This is a genomic window from Dyadobacter sp. 3J3, from assembly GCF_009801115.1.
In the GTDB taxonomy this organism is placed as follows: domain Bacteria; phylum Bacteroidota; class Bacteroidia; order Cytophagales; family Spirosomataceae; genus Dyadobacter.
Genome location: NZ_VTOL01000035.1, coordinates 1 through 16,861, shown reverse-complemented (window position 1 = coordinate 16,861; position 16,861 = coordinate 1). Strand labels below are relative to the sequence as shown.

Here is a 16,861-nt window from a genome sequence, read left to right as displayed (position 1 = left end):
CGTTCCGTTCTCAACTTTCAAGGGGGTCAACATGTGCCGGAATGGCAGGCGATTCCAGCGAATCAGGCTACTTTAACATTCCAAAACATTCCGGCTTTTAGGGGGTCAACATGCTCCGGAATATCCAGTATTTAAGGAGTGATACTCTTGCTGCTTAATTTTAAACAAAGGAAGTTGTTTATTCGGAGCTTGCTCAAGTTCACTGAATTTTGCTTTTATCTCATCATCCCAAATTTGAATTTCATTTCTCAAAGCGGAAATTTCATCCATTTTCACTTTTATAATTCCTTCCTTGATGGATGGTTTTATAAAAGCTAAATAAGCATCTCTTTCAGCGATTTTCCTATTTAAATGATCCTGCATATCACGTAAAGCAGCGACTCTCAAAGGATATGTCTCTGGATGGTCTTTTTCAATTGTTTTGCTAAGTTCTTCCGAAGAATTTATCGCCTGTTGTATTTGTTCGATTTCTTCTGTGAGCTTTTCCAAAGGCGCGCTCAACGCTACTATTCCAGAAAGTTGATTTTCTAAGGCTCCCATATTTTTGAAGTGCTAATTTAGGTTACCCTAAACAACATATATACACGTGTTCGGGCTCCTTATAAATATTATGCATTGTGAAAATTATTAAGATTGTTTTTCTAAGTCATCAATTTCGGAGATCGTTTTTTTTAGAGAATTTTTGATCATCAAAGCTTTGTCTAAATGTTGGTTTATGGCTTCGTTGTCCGGTTCTGGATTGGTTTTGGTGTAGGCGTCAATTTCTTCTCGTGCCATAATTAACTGATTAGCGAAGTAATAAATATCCTTTTTCAGCTGTGCTATCCGTAGATTTCTATTTAATTCGTCCATGATTATAAATGGTTAAGCCGCTAACGAGATCGAAAGCGGCTTATGGTCATTTAGTATTTACAATGCTTCTGTACGCGTAATCAGCTAAATTTAGAAAATCTATTCTTCTTTTGCCAGCAGTTTTTTTAATTCTTCTTCCAATTCTCGACGTTCCAAAGAAAGCAAACTTATCGCTCCGGTATTTCTTTTAGATATATCTTCAATTTCATCAAGGACGGAATTTCTCTGAACTGTCCCCAGATGCTGCTCTCTCGCAATTGATCGTTCACTGCGTAGTAGCACAATTTCTTTATCAATCGCGTTTATGCGTTCAATGATCTCTTCTTTTGTCATGTTGGAAGTTTCATTCAAAAGAGTAGGGTTAAGATGTTCTACTCCGGCTTGCGCTTGCGTTCCTGGACAATTTTCACAGCGCGTTCCAGATATTCTTCTTTCTCTGTGACTTGGTCAATCATCCGAGCCGCTTCCGCATAAACAGAAAGCGGATATTTAGCTTCAAAATTATCATCCCTTTCGATTATAGAAGCGCCGTTTTGCACGATGGCTTCAAGTTCAGGATTGAATAGAATACGTTACCCAGAGCAGGGAAGCCAAGCCCAAGATCACATAAACCTAAGGCAAGACCTTCATAAAACGGTGAAAGTTCGGTAATAAGCCATGTACATTGCTTATTCATTGTGAACAGCTTAACAACCGGTTTCGGGTCAATCTCATCGCCCTGATCGGTTTTTATACCGTTTGCGCGGAGTTCGGCTTCTTCTTCTGGTGTAAAAAATCTGTACATGGTGGCCCCTTTGTTTCCAGCAGTATAGGGGCCTACCGTGCTTTGCACAAGAATGTTTTCGTGGGAGACGCTTATTGAAGCTTCCGACTTAATGAAAATAATTCATTTTTACCTGAAATAGTGCTTGACACATCGTCCGGCTTTTGATAGCAAGTCCAGTATCGTATAAAATCCAAAGCTTGATCGATGTAAACAGGAATCAAATGTTTCTGGTTCTCTCTCCGTAATCTACTTACTTCTTTTTCTGGGACCGGTTAGTTCAATCAGTGAAAATTGAACTTTCATACAAGTCATAATGATCAGCAAAGTTTGTTTATCAATCCGAACCACCAAATGGGACGGTGACGTACCGCTGATTTCTGAATTAAAGTAGCACTTTGCCTGGAAGTCTCCACACTACCTGCCTATGACCCACGTTTTGTTGATAGTATGAATGGTCTCAAATGGAGTTCCGATCGCGAACTTGCCTCTCTGATGCCTAGAATGATGGTATCTGATAGCTACCGGTCACCTTTACATTTTTTACGTTGTTTACCAACCGAACTTCCACTCCGCCACCGGACTGACCAAATAGCGGCGCAATCGTACCAACGTCAATCAGAGTACCCGCGGGTATTTCATAATCAAACACATATATGGCAGGAAGCGGAATGGGTAGCGCGGCTCTGGCAACAACTGCAAAACCCGAATCCAGATAAAGCTTCTCCAGATGCGTCGTCATGTAAGTGCCAGCGGTCAGCTCGCCTGAATTTGTTGCCAGGAATGCATCCGGTTTAAAACGAAAATCTGACGATGCATGTATAAAGCGGTGAAATGTCGTGCCAACTTGTAAACGATGACGTGCAAGAAGGGGAAACGCCCCCATTTTACCAGCGTAGCCACTACTGATCGTTAACTTTAACATTGCCGAAATATATTCAATCCTTGACCCGAAAGTCCTTCCGCCAGTCGGAACAGTAAGAGAGAAGCCGTCGGGTGTATCATATTCAAAAAATGAAACATACTTTTCTTTGTCATTTGCATCGTACATCTCACTGGACAGCACATCAGTCACAGAAAGGTAGTGTTGGTCATCGAATGGTACAATATACTTCCCGCTAAGAACGAAGTCTATTTCAGAACTTTGATCAGACCCCGTCTGAATTATTTGAAATCCCATTCCGGTTTCAGGGGATTTTATCAATTGTTCTGTTGGGTCAGCAAGTACCCAGAGTGGCTTAGGCATAATCATTAAGGTTTATTTAAATTTAAATATCTGCATTGTTTGTTGTGCTCAATCAACTAATAAGCGATCAGAAAACTTATAACCGGATGTCTGTGGAAGACCGGGTGGCTAGTTATCTGTTCCTGGAAAACGTCTTCTTCCTTCCCGAATTGACAGTCCCTGTTCAAACCAGCTGAGATGCCGCTTACACGAGCTAAGCACGTTGTCCGGATCGTTTTCGACAGATATTCCTTGCCTAATGCAAATGATAGCATTTTTAAAGTCCTTTTTTTGCGCATACAAACCTGCTTTCGTATCGTAATAATTCCGGTCATTCAGCTGTCCAATAGCCGTATCCATCATTGCAAACAGCTTAGGATAGTCTAATTCACTGTCGAATTCGGGATGTACAACGTGCATCCAAACCAGGTTATTCAAAGTAACGGATTGGCTGGTGGAGTAGGAAAGAGCGATTTTATAATCACGCCTGGCTTTTTTTGAGTTTAGGTAGGTTGGGTTGTAATCGTAGGTAGCTGCTCTCAGGGTATAATAGTAACAGTACACCTGTGACAAAGACCAGGGTCTCAGATAATAATTTCTATTAATGCTGTTCAAATAATGATAACAACTTAGGGTGCTGTCCGCTAGATGATATGTTCCCTCAATCGCTTCCCAGTTTATTGAACCGCCTCCGGGCAGGTTCCACCGAATAAAATTGTGCTTAGGCAGCTCGACCATAGAGAGCGGCAGGTGATTCATCTGGGCAATGCCAAGATATATGAGACAATAAAGGTCGCAATCAATTAGCCTGCATGTTCGTTTATCAAGTGAACGGAAATAAGCCTGTCTGTATCTGTTAAAATGCAGATAATCGTCAGCTAAGTATTTTTTTCTGAAGGCCAGAGTCAGAAAATCGAAGGCGATATTTTTCTCCTCGGTGAAGAACAGGAACCCAAATTCGGTAAACAGGCTATCAATCGTTTTCAGCACTTTGATACTGGTATTCGTATCCGAAACGCTAAAATTTACGCCCGGGAAATTTCTTTTTATTCTCTGAGTGGCAGCATTTAGCAGATCTACACATGTTTGCACTTCAGTGTCATTATTTCCAAGAATCTCTGCATCGTTCGAGATCAATTTATAGGTGATCGTTTCGGTCGCTTTGTTATCCTGCGCAAAAGTGCTGGTTGACAAGTTCAGCAAGAGGATAAGCAATATGCTGTTTAGACAGGCACAGTGAATGTTCATAGGAAGTAAGTTTTATTTAGTGTTGGGGCACTCAAAATTCTTATGCAACTTTTATGGAGCACTTGATTTTTTTTCCGGTTTTGGTTACATCTACAACTTTGACGCCAGAGTCCACACCACCATAAGAGATTGAATTTGGCACCGAGTGTTCAGTAAAAGACTTATTGCCTGAAGTCCCCGGATATGGATCGCTTGCGTCACCGTAACTTGGCATGCCGTCAGGGCCTTTGGTCTCCAGCTGCCGCAGACCGTCGGCCTGCATGAGAGCCACCTTGTAATGGACTCCATCTGTATTGTCGTACATGGACTCATCAATATGCCAGATTAACAAACCTGCACCCGGTAAAAATTTATCAAATTTTTCTTGTTGACGGTTTTCAATTAAAAAATATTCTTTACCAACAATACCATTCTTCCAAAGCAGTTTGATGTTGAAACTGGTTTTTACATCTTCCAGCACGATATTATCTGTATTATTTTTTGGAATGTCTACCGTTACCCAATTTTGTTGCGCTTTACACCAGGCAGAGGGATGCGCCGGGGTGAGTCCTTCATTGTTCCATGTACCACCGCTCATCAGACACCAACTACCAATACCAGTGCCTGACTTATATTTTGAGCCGTTATATAAATCAGGGAATCCAAACAAAAGATGTCCCAGTTCGTGAGCGCATACACCGATCTTGCAATCTTCGGGCACTGCCACATAACCATAAATTTTAGTGCCATCAGCTGAACCGCAGGCCCCTGTGTCAATGACGTCCTTGTGAGACCAGATTATATTTGGGCGCAGTATGTCGTCATCCGTCACTTCCGCACCCGTACCGGCAAATACGAGGATGAAGGCATCTATGAAACCGTCACGGTTACTGTCATACGCGGATAAAATTCTGTTACCGGCCGCTACGGCTATGGCAGCATCTCTGGCCATGGTACTGGCGCTTGGATATTGATCACCGAGTCCGGACTCTCCATTCGAATATTGTGACTGTGTATAGGGCATGGTGAAGGGGCCGATCACATCGCCCTTCAGATCAATTTTCTTATTACTAACCTCTGAATAGTATTCCCGCACACTTCCTGTTGGAATTTTCCCTTTTGAAAAGAAGAGGTCCTGATAATGTTGAATTGGTGTGTTAAATGGCTGACCTGGGAAATCAATGAGTACAACCAGGCAATTGATGGCACCTCGGGCTGGTAATTGTGCAGCTGCCGCGGCTCTGACGGTCTCTGCCGTAGTACCAAGCGGAAAGAGATTTCCCGGGAAAAGTACACCATCATTCAGACCCATCTGGCGTCCTCTCTCATCAGCTAAGCTCCCATGAAGGAACTTGTAGGTATTGTCCTTTTTAATCTGTGCTAATTCGTTAGCTATCTTTTTCTGCAATTTCGGGTGCGGTGGTGCCGGTTGCATTTCATTTCGGATTGACTGTACGCGATGGGTCAGGTTTACTAATTTGCTGTTCATTGCCTGTGGTTCTGATAAGTGGTTGGATTGAATGTGATCAAAAGTTATATTGAATACTGACATAGGGTTTTGGAGGCCAGATAAATTCATACTTAAGATCTTTCTCTATGTCGTCAGTTCCGGAAATTTTGCTTCCTGTCTGAAGTTCAGTGAGCGTCCTTATCCAGGTCATCGCAATCCCACCTGCAATGGCGATCCGTCTGACCCCGTTGATATTGCTTCGGAAACCGAACCCGGTAAGAATTGTCGGAATTCCTGTGTTAATACCAGCTCCTAATTGATAGAAAGGATGAACCGATGATTTGGGTATATAATAATTAAAATTTACCATGCCGGTAATATTGAAATTTCGGATTGTGTTCTCAGTAGGTTTGGCTACATATTGCTGACCTGTCGAATCGGCCGTCGTGCCCCAGGTATTATATTTAAAAAAAGTGAACACCATACCAACTGAGACCTCCGGTACGAACCTTTGGAACGCCCGGATGCGCAGGGTTTTTACCAGAAACTCAGAGGGGACCACACTCACAATTTCCCTTTTTTCATCAAGCTTGTAGCCGGCTTGCCGTAATTTTAAAGTATATACAGAAATTTTGCCTTCATCGGCAGGTATAGTCGGCTCAATCGGCAGTACCCAGCTTGCGCCGTCGCCTGTACCGTCTTTTGCACTGTCCCTTGTCGCAATGACCAATGACTGCATATTTTTCAAATTGCTCAGCCTCTTCTTCTGTTCGTCCTTTAAGGCGGTCAAGTCCTTTAGCAAATTGTTGAAAATATACTGAGCGACAAAAGGAGAGGGGTCGGGGCAACTGTAACTGTTTATTAGACCTTTTGCCTGATCAAGCTCCGACTCGATGCTGGTAAAGTGGCCTTCAATTTCTGTAATGCCTTTTTGGATTGGTTCAAGCTGTTTTGTAGTTGTTTCGAACGAGATAAAGCTGACTGATTTCAGCTTCCCGAAGAGTTCATTTATTTTTTCCTTTTGATCCGTTTTTAGCAGATCTTGGACGCCCCTCAGTTTATTTTTAGTTGTCTCGATTTCCGGGCACTCTGGTACTACTGTTACCTTTTTACCGTTGGTTATCGTCGTCTGTGGTGCGCCGCTTGTTCCCTTTGCGGTGACTTTGTCCAGCACGTCTCCGATGGAGACCAGTGCTTTGGAGGCTGCTTCGTTGATGGGGTCAACAATGATCTTATTTTCGGCCGTGTAGCTGTAGTTAAGAGGGTTCAACGGCCTGACGTAGACCCGGATCCCGCTGCTTCTGACTAGAAAGATAGTTGAGTCTTTTAACGAAAGAAAGTTGATGGAGCGCTTCCCGGTGTCAGAGAGAAAAAATGCCGCATCATATTTGATTTGCTTCTCTTCGAAGTTGAACAACAATTTACCGTCACTTTTGACGGGTATGCCATTCTCAATGACGTCACTTGCTTTCTGAGCTGCTGCATTTTGTACGAAACAAAATGCAGAAAGGATCATAAAAATTTTTTTCATGTTGTCTTTAATGGGATAGGTGAGCATATTTATCTTTCACTAAATTCAAATTCAGATGAATCCGCTTGGGAATGCGCTGATACAGTCTATTATTTTTTTGTTGTCTGAATATTCAAGCGTTTTCAAATTAACCGGACCAACATTTCAAAGTTACCATCTGATATGATGAAACTCCCCCGTATAATTACCGGATATGGTAAGGTATTTCCACGGTAAATCGGCAGGCACCGGGCAAGGCCGTATGTGAGGCACAACAAAAAGTCCGGGTTTGTGATGTTCCGATCAATTATCTGTTCTGTGCCCGGTTGTCGTTCAGTTTGTAATGAAATGGGGACCGCTTTTTGGGGTAGTCAGTTGCATTTCAATGTAGTAGTTTTGCCGTCATAAACAGCAGTATTTACTCGTATCAAGCTTTGGGTATACAGCACCCCGGATCTTTCAAACCACCGCCTATGAGATATTTTATCTGATTCTTTGAACGGTTCAGATATACGTTTTCAGTAATTTATCTTAGCAGATGCAAGCCGGAATGAATTTGTATTTTTAGTCTCAATCTTCAAAGACCAAATTCGCGCAGCACGCCCACGGCTGACTTTTTATGCGAATCCGCAACCATTTTGAAGCTAATCCTCTGCAGCAACTTCATCACCATGTTCATTGAACAGACTGGACTTGGGCTCTTCGGGAAAATCCGTATTGTTGTTGGTGCTTATTTTTTTTATAAAACGCCATTTTGAGTCATCGACCAGATCTGATTTTGTCTGGTTCTCATCTTCTGAGTCCTTTGACGATGTAAACGTACCGGCGTACTTCTGGTTGTAGGCATTTATATTAAGTCTGGATTTAATCGAATTCTGCAACACAGATTCCGAAGCCTTTTTGGTGGCCTTCACTGAGAATTCAAAACCAGGATTTTTTTCTTTGATTTTTTTCAGGTCCATACAACTTTCTTTTAGGTGAATTTACAGTTTTTTTACTACCAACCCAAGCCCAGACATGTGAATTGATGCAGGGTTTTTATTTCTATTGCTTTCATAAGTGATCTTGTCAGTCCATGAGGCATTTTGCTGGCATATTCCTTTTTAGCATTGAACAATGCCAGGGCAGGAGGGAGGCCACTGTTGATATTGTTCCAGAATGACAAATGCATTGGTTTTCCTAAAAAATTATCGTTTTGCGTTTTGGGAGAATAATGTGCGCCGGTGCAACCGACAAATGCGTTAGCACCGGCAAGTAAAAATGCAAGTGCGATGGACTGTTCCGGAGTGCGCGAGCGAATGGAAATGTCTGGCTCTTTACGGTCCGCTTTTGGCAGTGCGATCAGTGCACCATAGCAGCAACCGGCAAAAACAACTGTGGATGGGCAGGATTTTGGAACATTGTAAATGTCAAATGCTTCAAAGGTGCCGCTTATTTCCCTTTCGCCGGCGAACCTTGTCGCATCATTGTGATAACCATGTAGCATGAAATATACAGCACCTGTCGCCTGGTTTTTTAGAATCTGCTTTGGTGAGTATTTTTCAGAGATTTCAAATTGGTTTTTATTTTTGAAAGGCACCCGGTCAAATACATCAATTGCGAACGGACGTTTAAGATTTCTGATGCCGAACTTGCTTTCGGTGGTGAATTCCAGCGATTGTAACGCGTTAAGGATAAGCTCAGCACTTTTGCCGTCAGGAATCCTGCTGACCGGTAATTCCGGAAGAAGATCATTGTCCGTATCACCATATATGTCATCGCTCCAGACAATAAAGTCATCCGACTCGGTTTCATCTTCCGATTCTTCTCTTTCCTGTTCAATCTGCCGCCTGAGCTCATCGCTGATTACGTTCATCTGAGCAGCAGGGATCACATCGTAGCCGCCAACGATTACAATGCCCTTCGTATCAGATGAAATTTCCAGGTTTACCCTTTTCGCAGTTCTGATTGCGTCAAGCGTGTTCTCCAAGTCCAGAAGCCGGCTTCCCGGGATTTTTCCAATCAGTGATAGTATCTGTTCTGTTTCGGCAATACCGACGTTACTGCTCAGAGTTTTTGAATTCGTAACAAACAAAATGTTGTCAAAACGCCCACCTATCCTTGCGTCGGTATTATTTAACGGTGGGCTTAGAGCTTTTTTTTTTCACCATCAATTTCGACTGTTATGGTGACCTTGGAAATATTAGCAGGAATTTTTGCAACAAGCTCAACGAATCCCTGATCGCCACTGCTTGTCTGCTGTGGTATCATAATATTTTCTACTTCTTTTACGACCGGAATTACACCTTCCGTGACTGGTGCTTCTTCGGCTATGATCGGCTCATCTTGTGGTCCTGTCCCATCTGGCTCTACATTCACATCAAAATTATTAATGGTGCCTTTTGTGATAGACATGACAAGATCTCCACTGTTTCCCTTTTCGATCTTGATCATGCCATTTCTGTCAGTTCTTGCAAATTTTATGCTATTTTTTCTGGCCTTTAAAGATTTGAGTACTTTTTCGTCGGGATGATCGTCATCCCTGAGGCCACCGGAATGAACAAAAAATTCAGTACCCTCACTGATCCATCTATCCAGCATCGGGTCGCTAAGTCCGTTCTCTGAGGTATGGTGGCATGTCTTAATGAGCGTATAAGGTCCTTCCTCAAAGACTTTTTCGAGCAGTAAGTCCATTTCCTGCTGAATACCTACGACGTTGGGTTCAGCAAATTGCATATCGCCGGCAAGTAGCGCAGTCAGTCCGTCTGCACTGACTTTAACGACGATACTCTGATTATTGATACTCCCTGAGTTTTTGGTTGCATCTAAGAAGGCCTGGCTGTCTATCGTTCCATCATTAAAAATTTTCCGGTAGAGCTCGACCATACTTTCTATGGTATCTGTGTTATCTGATTGTTCAAAGAAGTCAGCTACTGCTTCCCGCGCTCCGAGAACTCCATTACGAGTTATCTGCAGGTGATTTCTGGTGGGGCCCATTATTTTTAAACCGAAATCTTTGAACTCGTTGTGTAAGTCATCGTAGTTGTCTGCGTCAACACCTTCAAACAATTTGACGTTCGCTCCACGCGCTGTGAGCGTACTTATCATACGTCGATATCGAACATCAATCGTGTCGACATCAGATAAGAACAGTTCCAGTTCACTATCGCTGAGATTTGAATAATCCTCTTCAAACAAAGCCTCTGTGATGCCATCTTTTTCATTTGCGCCATCGGTATCAGTTGGTTTCTTCCATCTGAGATCCGGGTCAGCGAGCAGGTACCGGCCTGCCGATATTTCATCCATCTCGATCAGTTCGGGCAACGAGCCGATATGGTCATCATGGCAATGGGTCATGATCAGCAGGTCAAAATGAAAGGGAGGTTCCTGTTGTAAAATTTTTTTCAACTGCAGCCGTATCGAAGACTTGTCGACCGGCTTGCCGCAATCTATCAGGATTTTCTTATCCCCATGTGTTATCAAAATGCAGTCCCCATATTGTCTGAGGCCCATGTCAAGGACATATATAGTCATAAGTAAAAGGGTTTAACTGTAAAAGTCTGATGTGCAAATAAATATACAAAAAAACCAATTTCCGAAAGTGCTATTTCGGTTTGATAACAATTATTTTATGTTTGGCTTGTCGCGAAGGAATGTGAAAATCCTGGTATGCAAATCGCTTATTTTGAAAGCCTTGTATGAATGCGTTTAAAGGGCGAATAAAAAAACAGTTGATTTTATTTCGGAACCAACACAACAGGTGGTTTTCATTGTCGTGGGCCGATGTAAAGGGATTGATTTTTTGAAGGATAATCAATCGTAGATTTACGGTGTATAACTGGGAGCATTACGCATTTTTCTTTGTTAGAATTTTTTTCGCACGGCTATGCTTGCAGTGAACAAGGCAGCCTTTTGATGAATGCCGGTAAGTTTACTGTGGTTTTCAAAGTTAGCAATACCTAGAGTCGGACTTTCTTTGTTTCTGACAGATGATGTTCAATCGGATTGGTGCGTTAGACGATGGCTCAGGCAATTCAAATATTTTTGATTCATCTGAAATAAAGTATTCAATTCTTTGAAGGCAGGCAGTGCCAATTATCGCCAGTTTGTCGGATCGGAAAGTAAGTGTTTTGGTATTACTATGCATGGAGACCGGGTTTAAGATCAACCGGTTGGGTCCTGTCTTTTTGCAGGGACAGTAATGATCAGGCTGACGCCTTCCCCAATTTTTGAATGAAGCTCATGCTGGCCGCCAATCATTTCGATCCTTCGCCGGATATTTCTCAGACCTGACCCCGATGCCAGCATGCTCCGACGAGCAACTTCGGTCAAATCCATTCCAACTCCGTTATCATTTAAGGTGATTTCTACATAATCAGCTTGGTAGGTAACAGCAATCCGCATCGCTGTGGCCCTTGAGTATTTGATGGAATTGGCCAAAAATTCCTGAGCGATTCTAAGCAGCACCACTTCATTGTCGAAACCCAGCGAATACTGCTCGCCACGCACAAGAAGTTCGGTCTTGAATCTTCCCGTCTGATTGATGCGATTCAGTTCATGACGATATGCGTCCAAAAGCCCGTACTGTTCTACAAATCCGAAGTCGATACCTTTGGACATGGATCTTACATACTGAAGGATGGTTGCAACCAATTCATTGGTGTCAATAATTCTTTGAGTAATTTGCTTTGGGGAAGCAGGGTCTTCTTCAAGAACGTTCAGGTTCATTCTGACAATCGTGAGCAGCTGTCCCAAATTATCATGGAGCTCTGCACTGATCTGCTGAAGTGTATGATTCTGAGTTTCTAGCTGAGTTTTTAAAACTTCCTGTTCATACTCGGCTTTCAGCAACTGTTGCTTGCGAAAGTATTCCGATCTTCTTTTTTGAGATTGCCATAGAATTGTAGTGATAATGGAGAATAAGGCCAACACAAGCATTGTACTTGCGATGATGGCTACAACCACTTCATTTCCATAGTCATCCATATTCTGTTTTGTTTTTCAGTATGTCTTAAAGATGCGGCTAGCATACAGACCTAAAATAAATACGATGTACATGATAAAGGCGACGATTGTTGTGAAATCATAAAGTTTTGAAGCCCAGTCATATTGTCGCTCCACGAGATAGTTCATCATGCTAGTAATGATAAAGTTCGTAGTTGAGCAAAATAAAGTACCAACACTTACCCAAAACATGGGGTTGCCTTCCAGTGATGACTCTAGTCTTGCGGAGATTAGTCCTACCAGATAAAAAAGTGACCAGCAAATCAGAAGTGTGAAGCAAAGCAACTGTGTGTAGCTATTGTACTTGTAAACTGGCTGGAGAAAAATTGCATTATAAATTGCGAAAAGGCATACCAGAAGATATGAAAATAATATCGTCCGGTGCAGTCGCATTGGAGACCCGAAGTTTTGGAAAAGCAGTGAGATTAATACATATTGGACCGGAGTAAGAAAGTGAAACAGGAACAAATTATTTTTTTCCAATACGAGCCAGTAATAGGCAGCAATGCTTTCGCAAACCATCGTAACTATTGCAAACGCTCCAAAAAAGACAAACCTGGCTGGTAAGTGGACTTTGTTGACATACCAGCCAAGGAAACAATTTGAAAGTAAAAAGATATTAACAATTAGCCACCACATTATCCTTATGGTATTTTAAGCAATACGTCTTTTTTGAAGTTCTGCTTGTTAGGTGGGTGACCGCAACAGTCATCAACGGCCAAACCTACCATGGTTGAGCCGTCTCTTTTTGCCGGCATAATAAACTGGTAGGTTTCCCCATTCTCACGCACACCCGTGTAAACCCGCAGGAAAAAAGCATCCGGGTCCAGCACGTCCAACAACTTTGTTATCTGTGCCAATTGAAAATTGCTCGCTCTTAAAAATGCCTCAGGATTTTTGGTGCCGTTCTGGATTTGTGCTTTATAGGCATCAACATGCTTTGTGTAGGTAACGATATCTGTTTCCACGCCGACTATTGCCTGGTCATCAAGAGCTTCCTTGTCTTCGTCGATATTACAACCGTTTACCGATTTGATTGTTGTGATTTTGTCCATAAGAGGTAGTTTGGTTAAAAAGTAATTGTATTTGAAATAATGCAGTGCTTTTCTTCTGAGGGTCTGATTTTATAGGATTATTTGCCTTCTGTCGCCGGTTTTATTCCGAAAAGGGCATATGCGGCTCCTATCGCCATACCAGTCCAGGACTTGGCGGCGCTGCTCAGTTCGGGAACATCAATTGAAAAATTAAGGAAAAATACAAAGCAGACGATCGTTAAACCACAGACAAACCATACAACCAGATAGATATTGGTCAGCAGTGTGATGAATTTTTCCTGGGTGGATCCTGGATCAAGCTTGTTTTCCGTATTATAATTCTCAACTACCTGGATAATGGCTGTTGCGGGCGATTGTTTTGATGTGGTTATGGCTAATATGCTTATGACAAGTGTCGACATAAGGCCACCGACAAAGGTTAGTGTCCATTTAACTCCATCAGTGAGTGGGTGAAGATTGCATACAAAGTCAAATTTATCGTTGATGCACAGGTAAAAGAGCAGTGCATGTGCGGTAGAATAAACATACATGAGTAACAGTACGATTACAAATGCACTCAGAAAATAGAATCTAAACATAGTCATTAGTCTGTTAAAGGGTTTGAAATATTAACATTAGGTCGAGATCAGACTGAAATAAAAAAGTGTATTTTCCGGAGATATGAAATCTAACATGCCCGAGCATATGGCCTTTTCTGAAAGTTCAAATTGTCGTAGCTGGTTTTGCCAGCGGCCGGATTCATCTTACTTTTTGTGCAAAAGATTCTGGCTGAAACAGTGACATTCTTTCTGAAAAGCAATATCAATCTGGCTGGCACTCTATAAGTCAAAGTTGCTTATCAGATAGATTGTATACAGATTTGTTCTGGATTCAATTTTGGTAGCACCAACAGGAATAATTGGGGAAATACTGCATAGCCTGACAAAAACTTGTGTATCACCATTCTCGATTTTACCAGATCAATATTGCATGTTCTATTTGTTTGATAAGTGTTTAATTAAGAGCACGACCATATCTGCAAAAACCGTATTTGCTGGTTAAGTGTTGACGTTGTAAAAATAGCTTCAAAGCGGTTTTCACAATACGGGGAATACACCCTTATTAACACGTGAAAATTCACTTTAATTGATGAGTTGACGGATGGTTCTGTCATACGATTGGGTGTCTGGCAACGTATTTATCAGCCTTTGCAACCGTAGCACTGCCTGGATTTTAACTAGTTGAACTTTCGTTTAAATTCTGCGGTACTTGCTATCTGCGGATTCAATATAGATATCCGAAGATGCAGGAAAATATTTTTTACTGTCATTTCGCCTTGTTTTTAATATTGAGAATTGACCAGTTAAAATTGTTAGATGCTGGTATCGTAATGCAGGTCAATTAAGCCCGAGGTGTCCATGAATTTGATTTAGAGTCAATTGGGTGAGTTTTATTGCTGAAATGCGGAAGTTGCAGTTTCAATTAATTGGATTGGTTACTTACGTTGGAATATGGATACGCTCCATTTAGGTAGGTTTAAATAGACTTGTCCATTCGGCCGTGTCCAAGGCTCATAAAAAGCATTTCCGGCCCCATCCCATCCTCCAAATGCTGAGTCTTGAGTACACAAAACCTGTGTCCATTGTCCTTGGTAGGTGTCAACTGAAACCCCGTAACCGTGATTAGAGAAATCCTGCTCTCCAAGATTTATAATGGTCAAAATCGTATTGGAAAAACTGTTTCGAACGAAAGCAAGTACTTGATCAGCATGATCCTCATGAACAATATGAAGAGAGTCTTCCCGTAACGCTGGGTTTTGTAAACGGACTTCATTCGCTGCGCACACGAGACGTCGCATTTCAATACCGAACAAATCGCCTGCGATGTCCCAGTTAAAACGATGATCCCCATTTTGATCAGCGCCATCATGCCAATAACCCCAGGAAACGTTAGGGGAGGCCATATGGCATTCGGCTCCCATAAAGAGCATGGGCGTGCCGGGCATCGCAATGTTGAGTGCCCAGGCAAGACGACACTTGGCCCTTGCGGTCCAGTTGGCGCGACCGCCCAATTGATCGATCAAATACCGATGGCTTGCGTCCCAGTTGGTTAGGCCATTTTCCGCATTTCCATTTTCAAGATCACCGATGTCGTCATGCGAACCCAAGGTGTATTTTACCAGATTCCAGGCATGGTCGTAGCCATCCCAACCTAATATGCTTTTAATCTTCTGCATCGATTGTTGACCTGCCAAAGCCCGCTGACATTCGTGGTGGCTTTCGGCGTGCCAGGTGGCGCAAAAGCCACCTGTCTTAATGATCCATGGATTAGCGGGCAGGTGTTCGGCTATGAAATATTTGTCCGGAAAATCCTGACGGAGCTGGTCGACAACCTGTTTTAAATTGGAGCCATTTATTTGAGTGGTCACATCAAACCGTAATCCGTCTGCACGGTACTCCTCTATAAACATACGTGCATTCTGATAAAAATAATCTTGGACCTCGATTTTCCACCATGCGGGCCCACGACCCCACGAAGTATTCTGGTCACCTTCGAAATAGATGCCTTCGGGATGAGCTGCTAATCCGGGGCTCTCGTGATCGGGGCAACCGAAATGATGCAAGGCATTATCTCCCGGACCAGCGTGGTTGTAGACCACGTCAATTATAACAGCTAGTCCATGCTGATGTGCCGTATCGATCAAATGGGCAAGATTGTAGGGTGAGCCGTAGGAGGATTCCGGTGCGAAAAATGAAGCTGGGTTATAACCCCAGGACCGATCTCGGGCGTACTCGTGTACAGGCATCAGTTCAATGCACGTAAAGCCCATCTCCTTGATGTATGATAGTTTACTTTCTACATCCTGAAATGTTGACCAAGATTTTTGAAGGTGGTCTTGGCGGCCGGCGAAGCTACCGACATGCAACTCATAGATAATGAACGCATCGAAGCTGGGAGTTTGGAATGGAGTCCAGGCAGCTAGGTTAATGCCGGGGATGACAGAAGCATTCCTGCTGCTCGGGTCATTTCTTGTAAGCTCAGAGCTTAGTATATCACGAGCAGCAGGGTCGAGCCTGTCAACTACGTTACCATTGGGAAATGTCAGACGGTAGCGGTAAAGTTGCCATGGACGGGCCTGGGGCACTGTCTTACTCCAATAATCCCCGCTTCGAATCATCGCTTTTTCTACAACAGTATCGTCACCAGCGTTCTCCCAGTAGGGACCGTCTTGTATCACGACGGAAATATTCTGGGCATGCGGAGCCCAAACCCTAAAAATGTATCCATTGCCCGAATCCCAGACACCTATTCGATCGATTATTTGCATGAAAGGGAGTGATTTGAAATTGTTAAAACAATAGCAATCAAGTTATTATCTTGGGATTTTTGCTTACCGTTAAATAGAATCAAAGTTAGCCGTCATCAACAAAGCCGGTTTATTCGATTTCGTTCGCTCCCCTTTTTGCAGAATGACGAGCTATTTAGTGATTCTGTCGAAAAAGTCCAGCCTTATCTTATTGATAAGGATATGAAAATTTATAAATTGATTATAAACTGCCAGTTTCTATAATAGTAAAGTTCGGGAGAGGTAGTTTGGAATTCTTTAGTTCATAATCCTTCTCAATGTATATTGCGGTCATTTGATAATCTAGGAGCTGGTCAGCTTATCTCGCGGCAGATTGACTTAAAATAACCCGTTGGGTGAAATATAATTAAGGAAGAAAAGTGTATACATATTGGGTTAAGATACTGAAATTCAGTATCTTAAAGTCGCCAAACAAACCCCAATATGTATGTCAAAATTAGTGAAAAATTA

At 42.5% G+C, this 16,861-nt stretch carries 17 protein-coding genes; all 17 read right to left on the bottom strand.

Annotation, left to right across the window (positions count from 1 at the left end; translation table 11 throughout):
• Nucleotides 1-105 precede the first annotated feature (105 nt).
• The 17 genes from FZF08_RS31150 to FZF08_RS31075 all read right to left on the bottom strand — a co-directional run bounded on the left by FZF08_RS31150 (nucleotide 106) and on the right by FZF08_RS31075 (nucleotide 16,372).
• On the bottom strand, nucleotides 106-540 hold the full coding sequence (locus FZF08_RS31150) for a hypothetical protein (protein ID WP_159478730.1): 435 nt from the start codon (nucleotides 538-540) through the stop codon (nucleotides 106-108).
• Nucleotides 541-627: 87 nt separating this feature from the next.
• Nucleotides 628-852 carry a hypothetical protein gene (locus FZF08_RS31145; RefSeq protein ID WP_159478727.1) on the bottom strand — a complete coding sequence of 75 codons (225 nt, stop codon included), beginning with the start codon at nucleotides 850-852 and terminating at the stop codon, nucleotides 628-630.
• Between the two features lie 99 nt (nucleotides 853-951).
• On the bottom strand, nucleotides 952-1,185 hold the full coding sequence (locus FZF08_RS31140) for a hypothetical protein (protein WP_159478724.1): 234 nt from the start codon (nucleotides 1,183-1,185) through the stop codon (nucleotides 952-954).
• 38 nt (nucleotides 1,186-1,223) lie between these two features.
• On the bottom strand, nucleotides 1,224-1,391 hold the full coding sequence (locus tag FZF08_RS32175; RefSeq protein ID WP_200837209.1) for a DUF2958 domain-containing protein: 168 nt from the start codon (nucleotides 1,389-1,391) through the stop codon (nucleotides 1,224-1,226).
• On the bottom strand, nucleotides 1,370-1,684 hold the full coding sequence (locus tag FZF08_RS32170; RefSeq protein ID WP_200837208.1) for a DUF2958 domain-containing protein: 315 nt from the start codon (nucleotides 1,682-1,684) through the stop codon (nucleotides 1,370-1,372). Before FZF08_RS32170 ends, FZF08_RS32175 begins: the two co-directional genes overlap by 22 nt.
• A 430-nt stretch (nucleotides 1,685-2,114) precedes the next feature.
• Entirely contained in the window at nucleotides 2,115-2,861 is a 747-nt protein-coding gene (locus FZF08_RS31130; protein WP_159478721.1) for a hypothetical protein, read from the bottom strand.
• 108 nt (nucleotides 2,862-2,969) lie between these two features.
• The gene (locus tag FZF08_RS31125) at nucleotides 2,970-4,088 is read right to left on the bottom strand and encodes a hypothetical protein (protein WP_159478718.1); all 1,119 of its coding nucleotides are present in this window, start codon (nucleotides 4,086-4,088) and stop codon (nucleotides 2,970-2,972) included.
• A 40-nt stretch (nucleotides 4,089-4,128) separates the two neighbouring features.
• On the bottom strand, nucleotides 4,129-5,379 hold the full coding sequence (locus FZF08_RS31120; protein WP_159478715.1) for a M6 family metalloprotease domain-containing protein: 1,251 nt from the start codon (nucleotides 5,377-5,379) through the stop codon (nucleotides 4,129-4,131).
• 214 nt (nucleotides 5,380-5,593) lie between these two features.
• Complete coding sequence (locus FZF08_RS31115; protein ID WP_159478712.1) at nucleotides 5,594-7,048, bottom strand: hypothetical protein; 1,455 nt, start codon at nucleotides 7,046-7,048, stop codon at nucleotides 5,594-5,596.
• A gap of 623 nt (nucleotides 7,049-7,671) precedes the next feature.
• Nucleotides 7,672-7,989: a hypothetical protein gene (locus FZF08_RS31110; RefSeq protein ID WP_159478709.1), complete on the bottom strand. Its 318-nt coding sequence runs from the start codon at nucleotides 7,987-7,989 to the stop codon at nucleotides 7,672-7,674.
• 35 nt (nucleotides 7,990-8,024) lie between these two features.
• On the bottom strand, nucleotides 8,025-9,101 hold the full coding sequence (locus FZF08_RS31105) for a hypothetical protein (RefSeq protein ID WP_159478706.1): 1,077 nt from the start codon (nucleotides 9,099-9,101) through the stop codon (nucleotides 8,025-8,027).
• Nucleotides 9,102-9,154: 53 nt separating this feature from the next.
• The gene (locus tag FZF08_RS31100; RefSeq protein ID WP_159478703.1) at nucleotides 9,155-10,540 is read right to left on the bottom strand and encodes an MBL fold metallo-hydrolase; all 1,386 of its coding nucleotides are present in this window, start codon (nucleotides 10,538-10,540) and stop codon (nucleotides 9,155-9,157) included.
• Nucleotides 10,541-11,170: 630 nt separating this feature from the next.
• Entirely contained in the window at nucleotides 11,171-11,992 is an 822-nt protein-coding gene (locus tag FZF08_RS31095; RefSeq protein WP_159478700.1) for a sensor histidine kinase, read from the bottom strand.
• A gap of 15 nt (nucleotides 11,993-12,007) precedes the next feature.
• Nucleotides 12,008-12,649, bottom strand: coding sequence for a hypothetical protein (locus tag FZF08_RS31090; protein WP_159478698.1), 642 nt, complete (start codon nucleotides 12,647-12,649; stop codon nucleotides 12,008-12,010).
• Nucleotides 12,650-12,654: 5 nt separating this feature from the next.
• Nucleotides 12,655-13,065 carry a hypothetical protein gene (locus tag FZF08_RS31085; protein WP_159478695.1) on the bottom strand — a complete coding sequence of 137 codons (411 nt, stop codon included), beginning with the start codon at nucleotides 13,063-13,065 and terminating at the stop codon, nucleotides 12,655-12,657.
• A gap of 77 nt (nucleotides 13,066-13,142) precedes the next feature.
• Nucleotides 13,143-13,643: a hypothetical protein gene (locus tag FZF08_RS31080; RefSeq protein ID WP_159478693.1), complete on the bottom strand. Its 501-nt coding sequence runs from the start codon at nucleotides 13,641-13,643 to the stop codon at nucleotides 13,143-13,145.
• Between the two features lie 896 nt (nucleotides 13,644-14,539).
• Nucleotides 14,540-16,372: an alpha-amylase family glycosyl hydrolase gene (locus FZF08_RS31075; RefSeq protein WP_159478691.1), complete on the bottom strand. Its 1,833-nt coding sequence runs from the start codon at nucleotides 16,370-16,372 to the stop codon at nucleotides 14,540-14,542.
• Nucleotides 16,373-16,861: the final 489 nt, after the last annotated feature.

Coding starts and splice junctions, on each gene's coding strand:
- FZF08_RS31150 (WP_159478730.1), bottom strand. CDS start 540: ATGGGAGCCTTAGAAAATCAACTTTCTGGAATAGTAGCGTTGAGCGCG.
- FZF08_RS31145 (WP_159478727.1), bottom strand. CDS start 852: ATGGACGAATTAAATAGAAATCTACGGATAGCACAGCTGAAAAAGGAT.
- FZF08_RS31140 (WP_159478724.1), bottom strand. CDS start 1,185: ATGACAAAAGAAGAGATCATTGAACGCATAAACGCGATTGATAAAGAA.
- FZF08_RS31130 (WP_159478721.1), bottom strand. CDS start 2,861: ATGCCTAAGCCACTCTGGGTACTTGCTGACCCAACAGAACAATTGATA.
- FZF08_RS31125 (WP_159478718.1), bottom strand. CDS start 4,088: ATGAACATTCACTGTGCCTGTCTAAACAGCATATTGCTTATCCTCTTG.
- FZF08_RS31120 (WP_159478715.1), bottom strand. CDS start 5,379: ATGGGTCTGAATGATGGTGTACTTTTCCCGGGAAATCTCTTTCCGCTT.
- FZF08_RS31115 (WP_159478712.1), bottom strand. CDS start 7,048: ATGAAAAAAATTTTTATGATCCTTTCTGCATTTTGTTTCGTACAAAAT.
- FZF08_RS31110 (WP_159478709.1), bottom strand. CDS start 7,989: ATGGACCTGAAAAAAATCAAAGAAAAAAATCCTGGTTTTGAATTCTCA.
- FZF08_RS31100 (WP_159478703.1), bottom strand. CDS start 10,540: ATGACTATATATGTCCTTGACATGGGCCTCAGACAATATGGGGACTGC.
- FZF08_RS31095 (WP_159478700.1), bottom strand. CDS start 11,992: ATGGATGACTATGGAAATGAAGTGGTTGTAGCCATCATCGCAAGTACA.
- FZF08_RS31090 (WP_159478698.1), bottom strand. CDS start 12,649: ATGTGGTGGCTAATTGTTAATATCTTTTTACTTTCAAATTGTTTCCTT.
- FZF08_RS31085 (WP_159478695.1), bottom strand. CDS start 13,065: ATGGACAAAATCACAACAATCAAATCGGTAAACGGTTGTAATATCGAC.
- FZF08_RS31080 (WP_159478693.1), bottom strand. CDS start 13,643: ATGTTTAGATTCTATTTTCTGAGTGCATTTGTAATCGTACTGTTACTC.
- FZF08_RS31075 (WP_159478691.1), bottom strand. CDS start 16,372: ATGCAAATAATCGATCGAATAGGTGTCTGGGATTCGGGCAATGGATAC.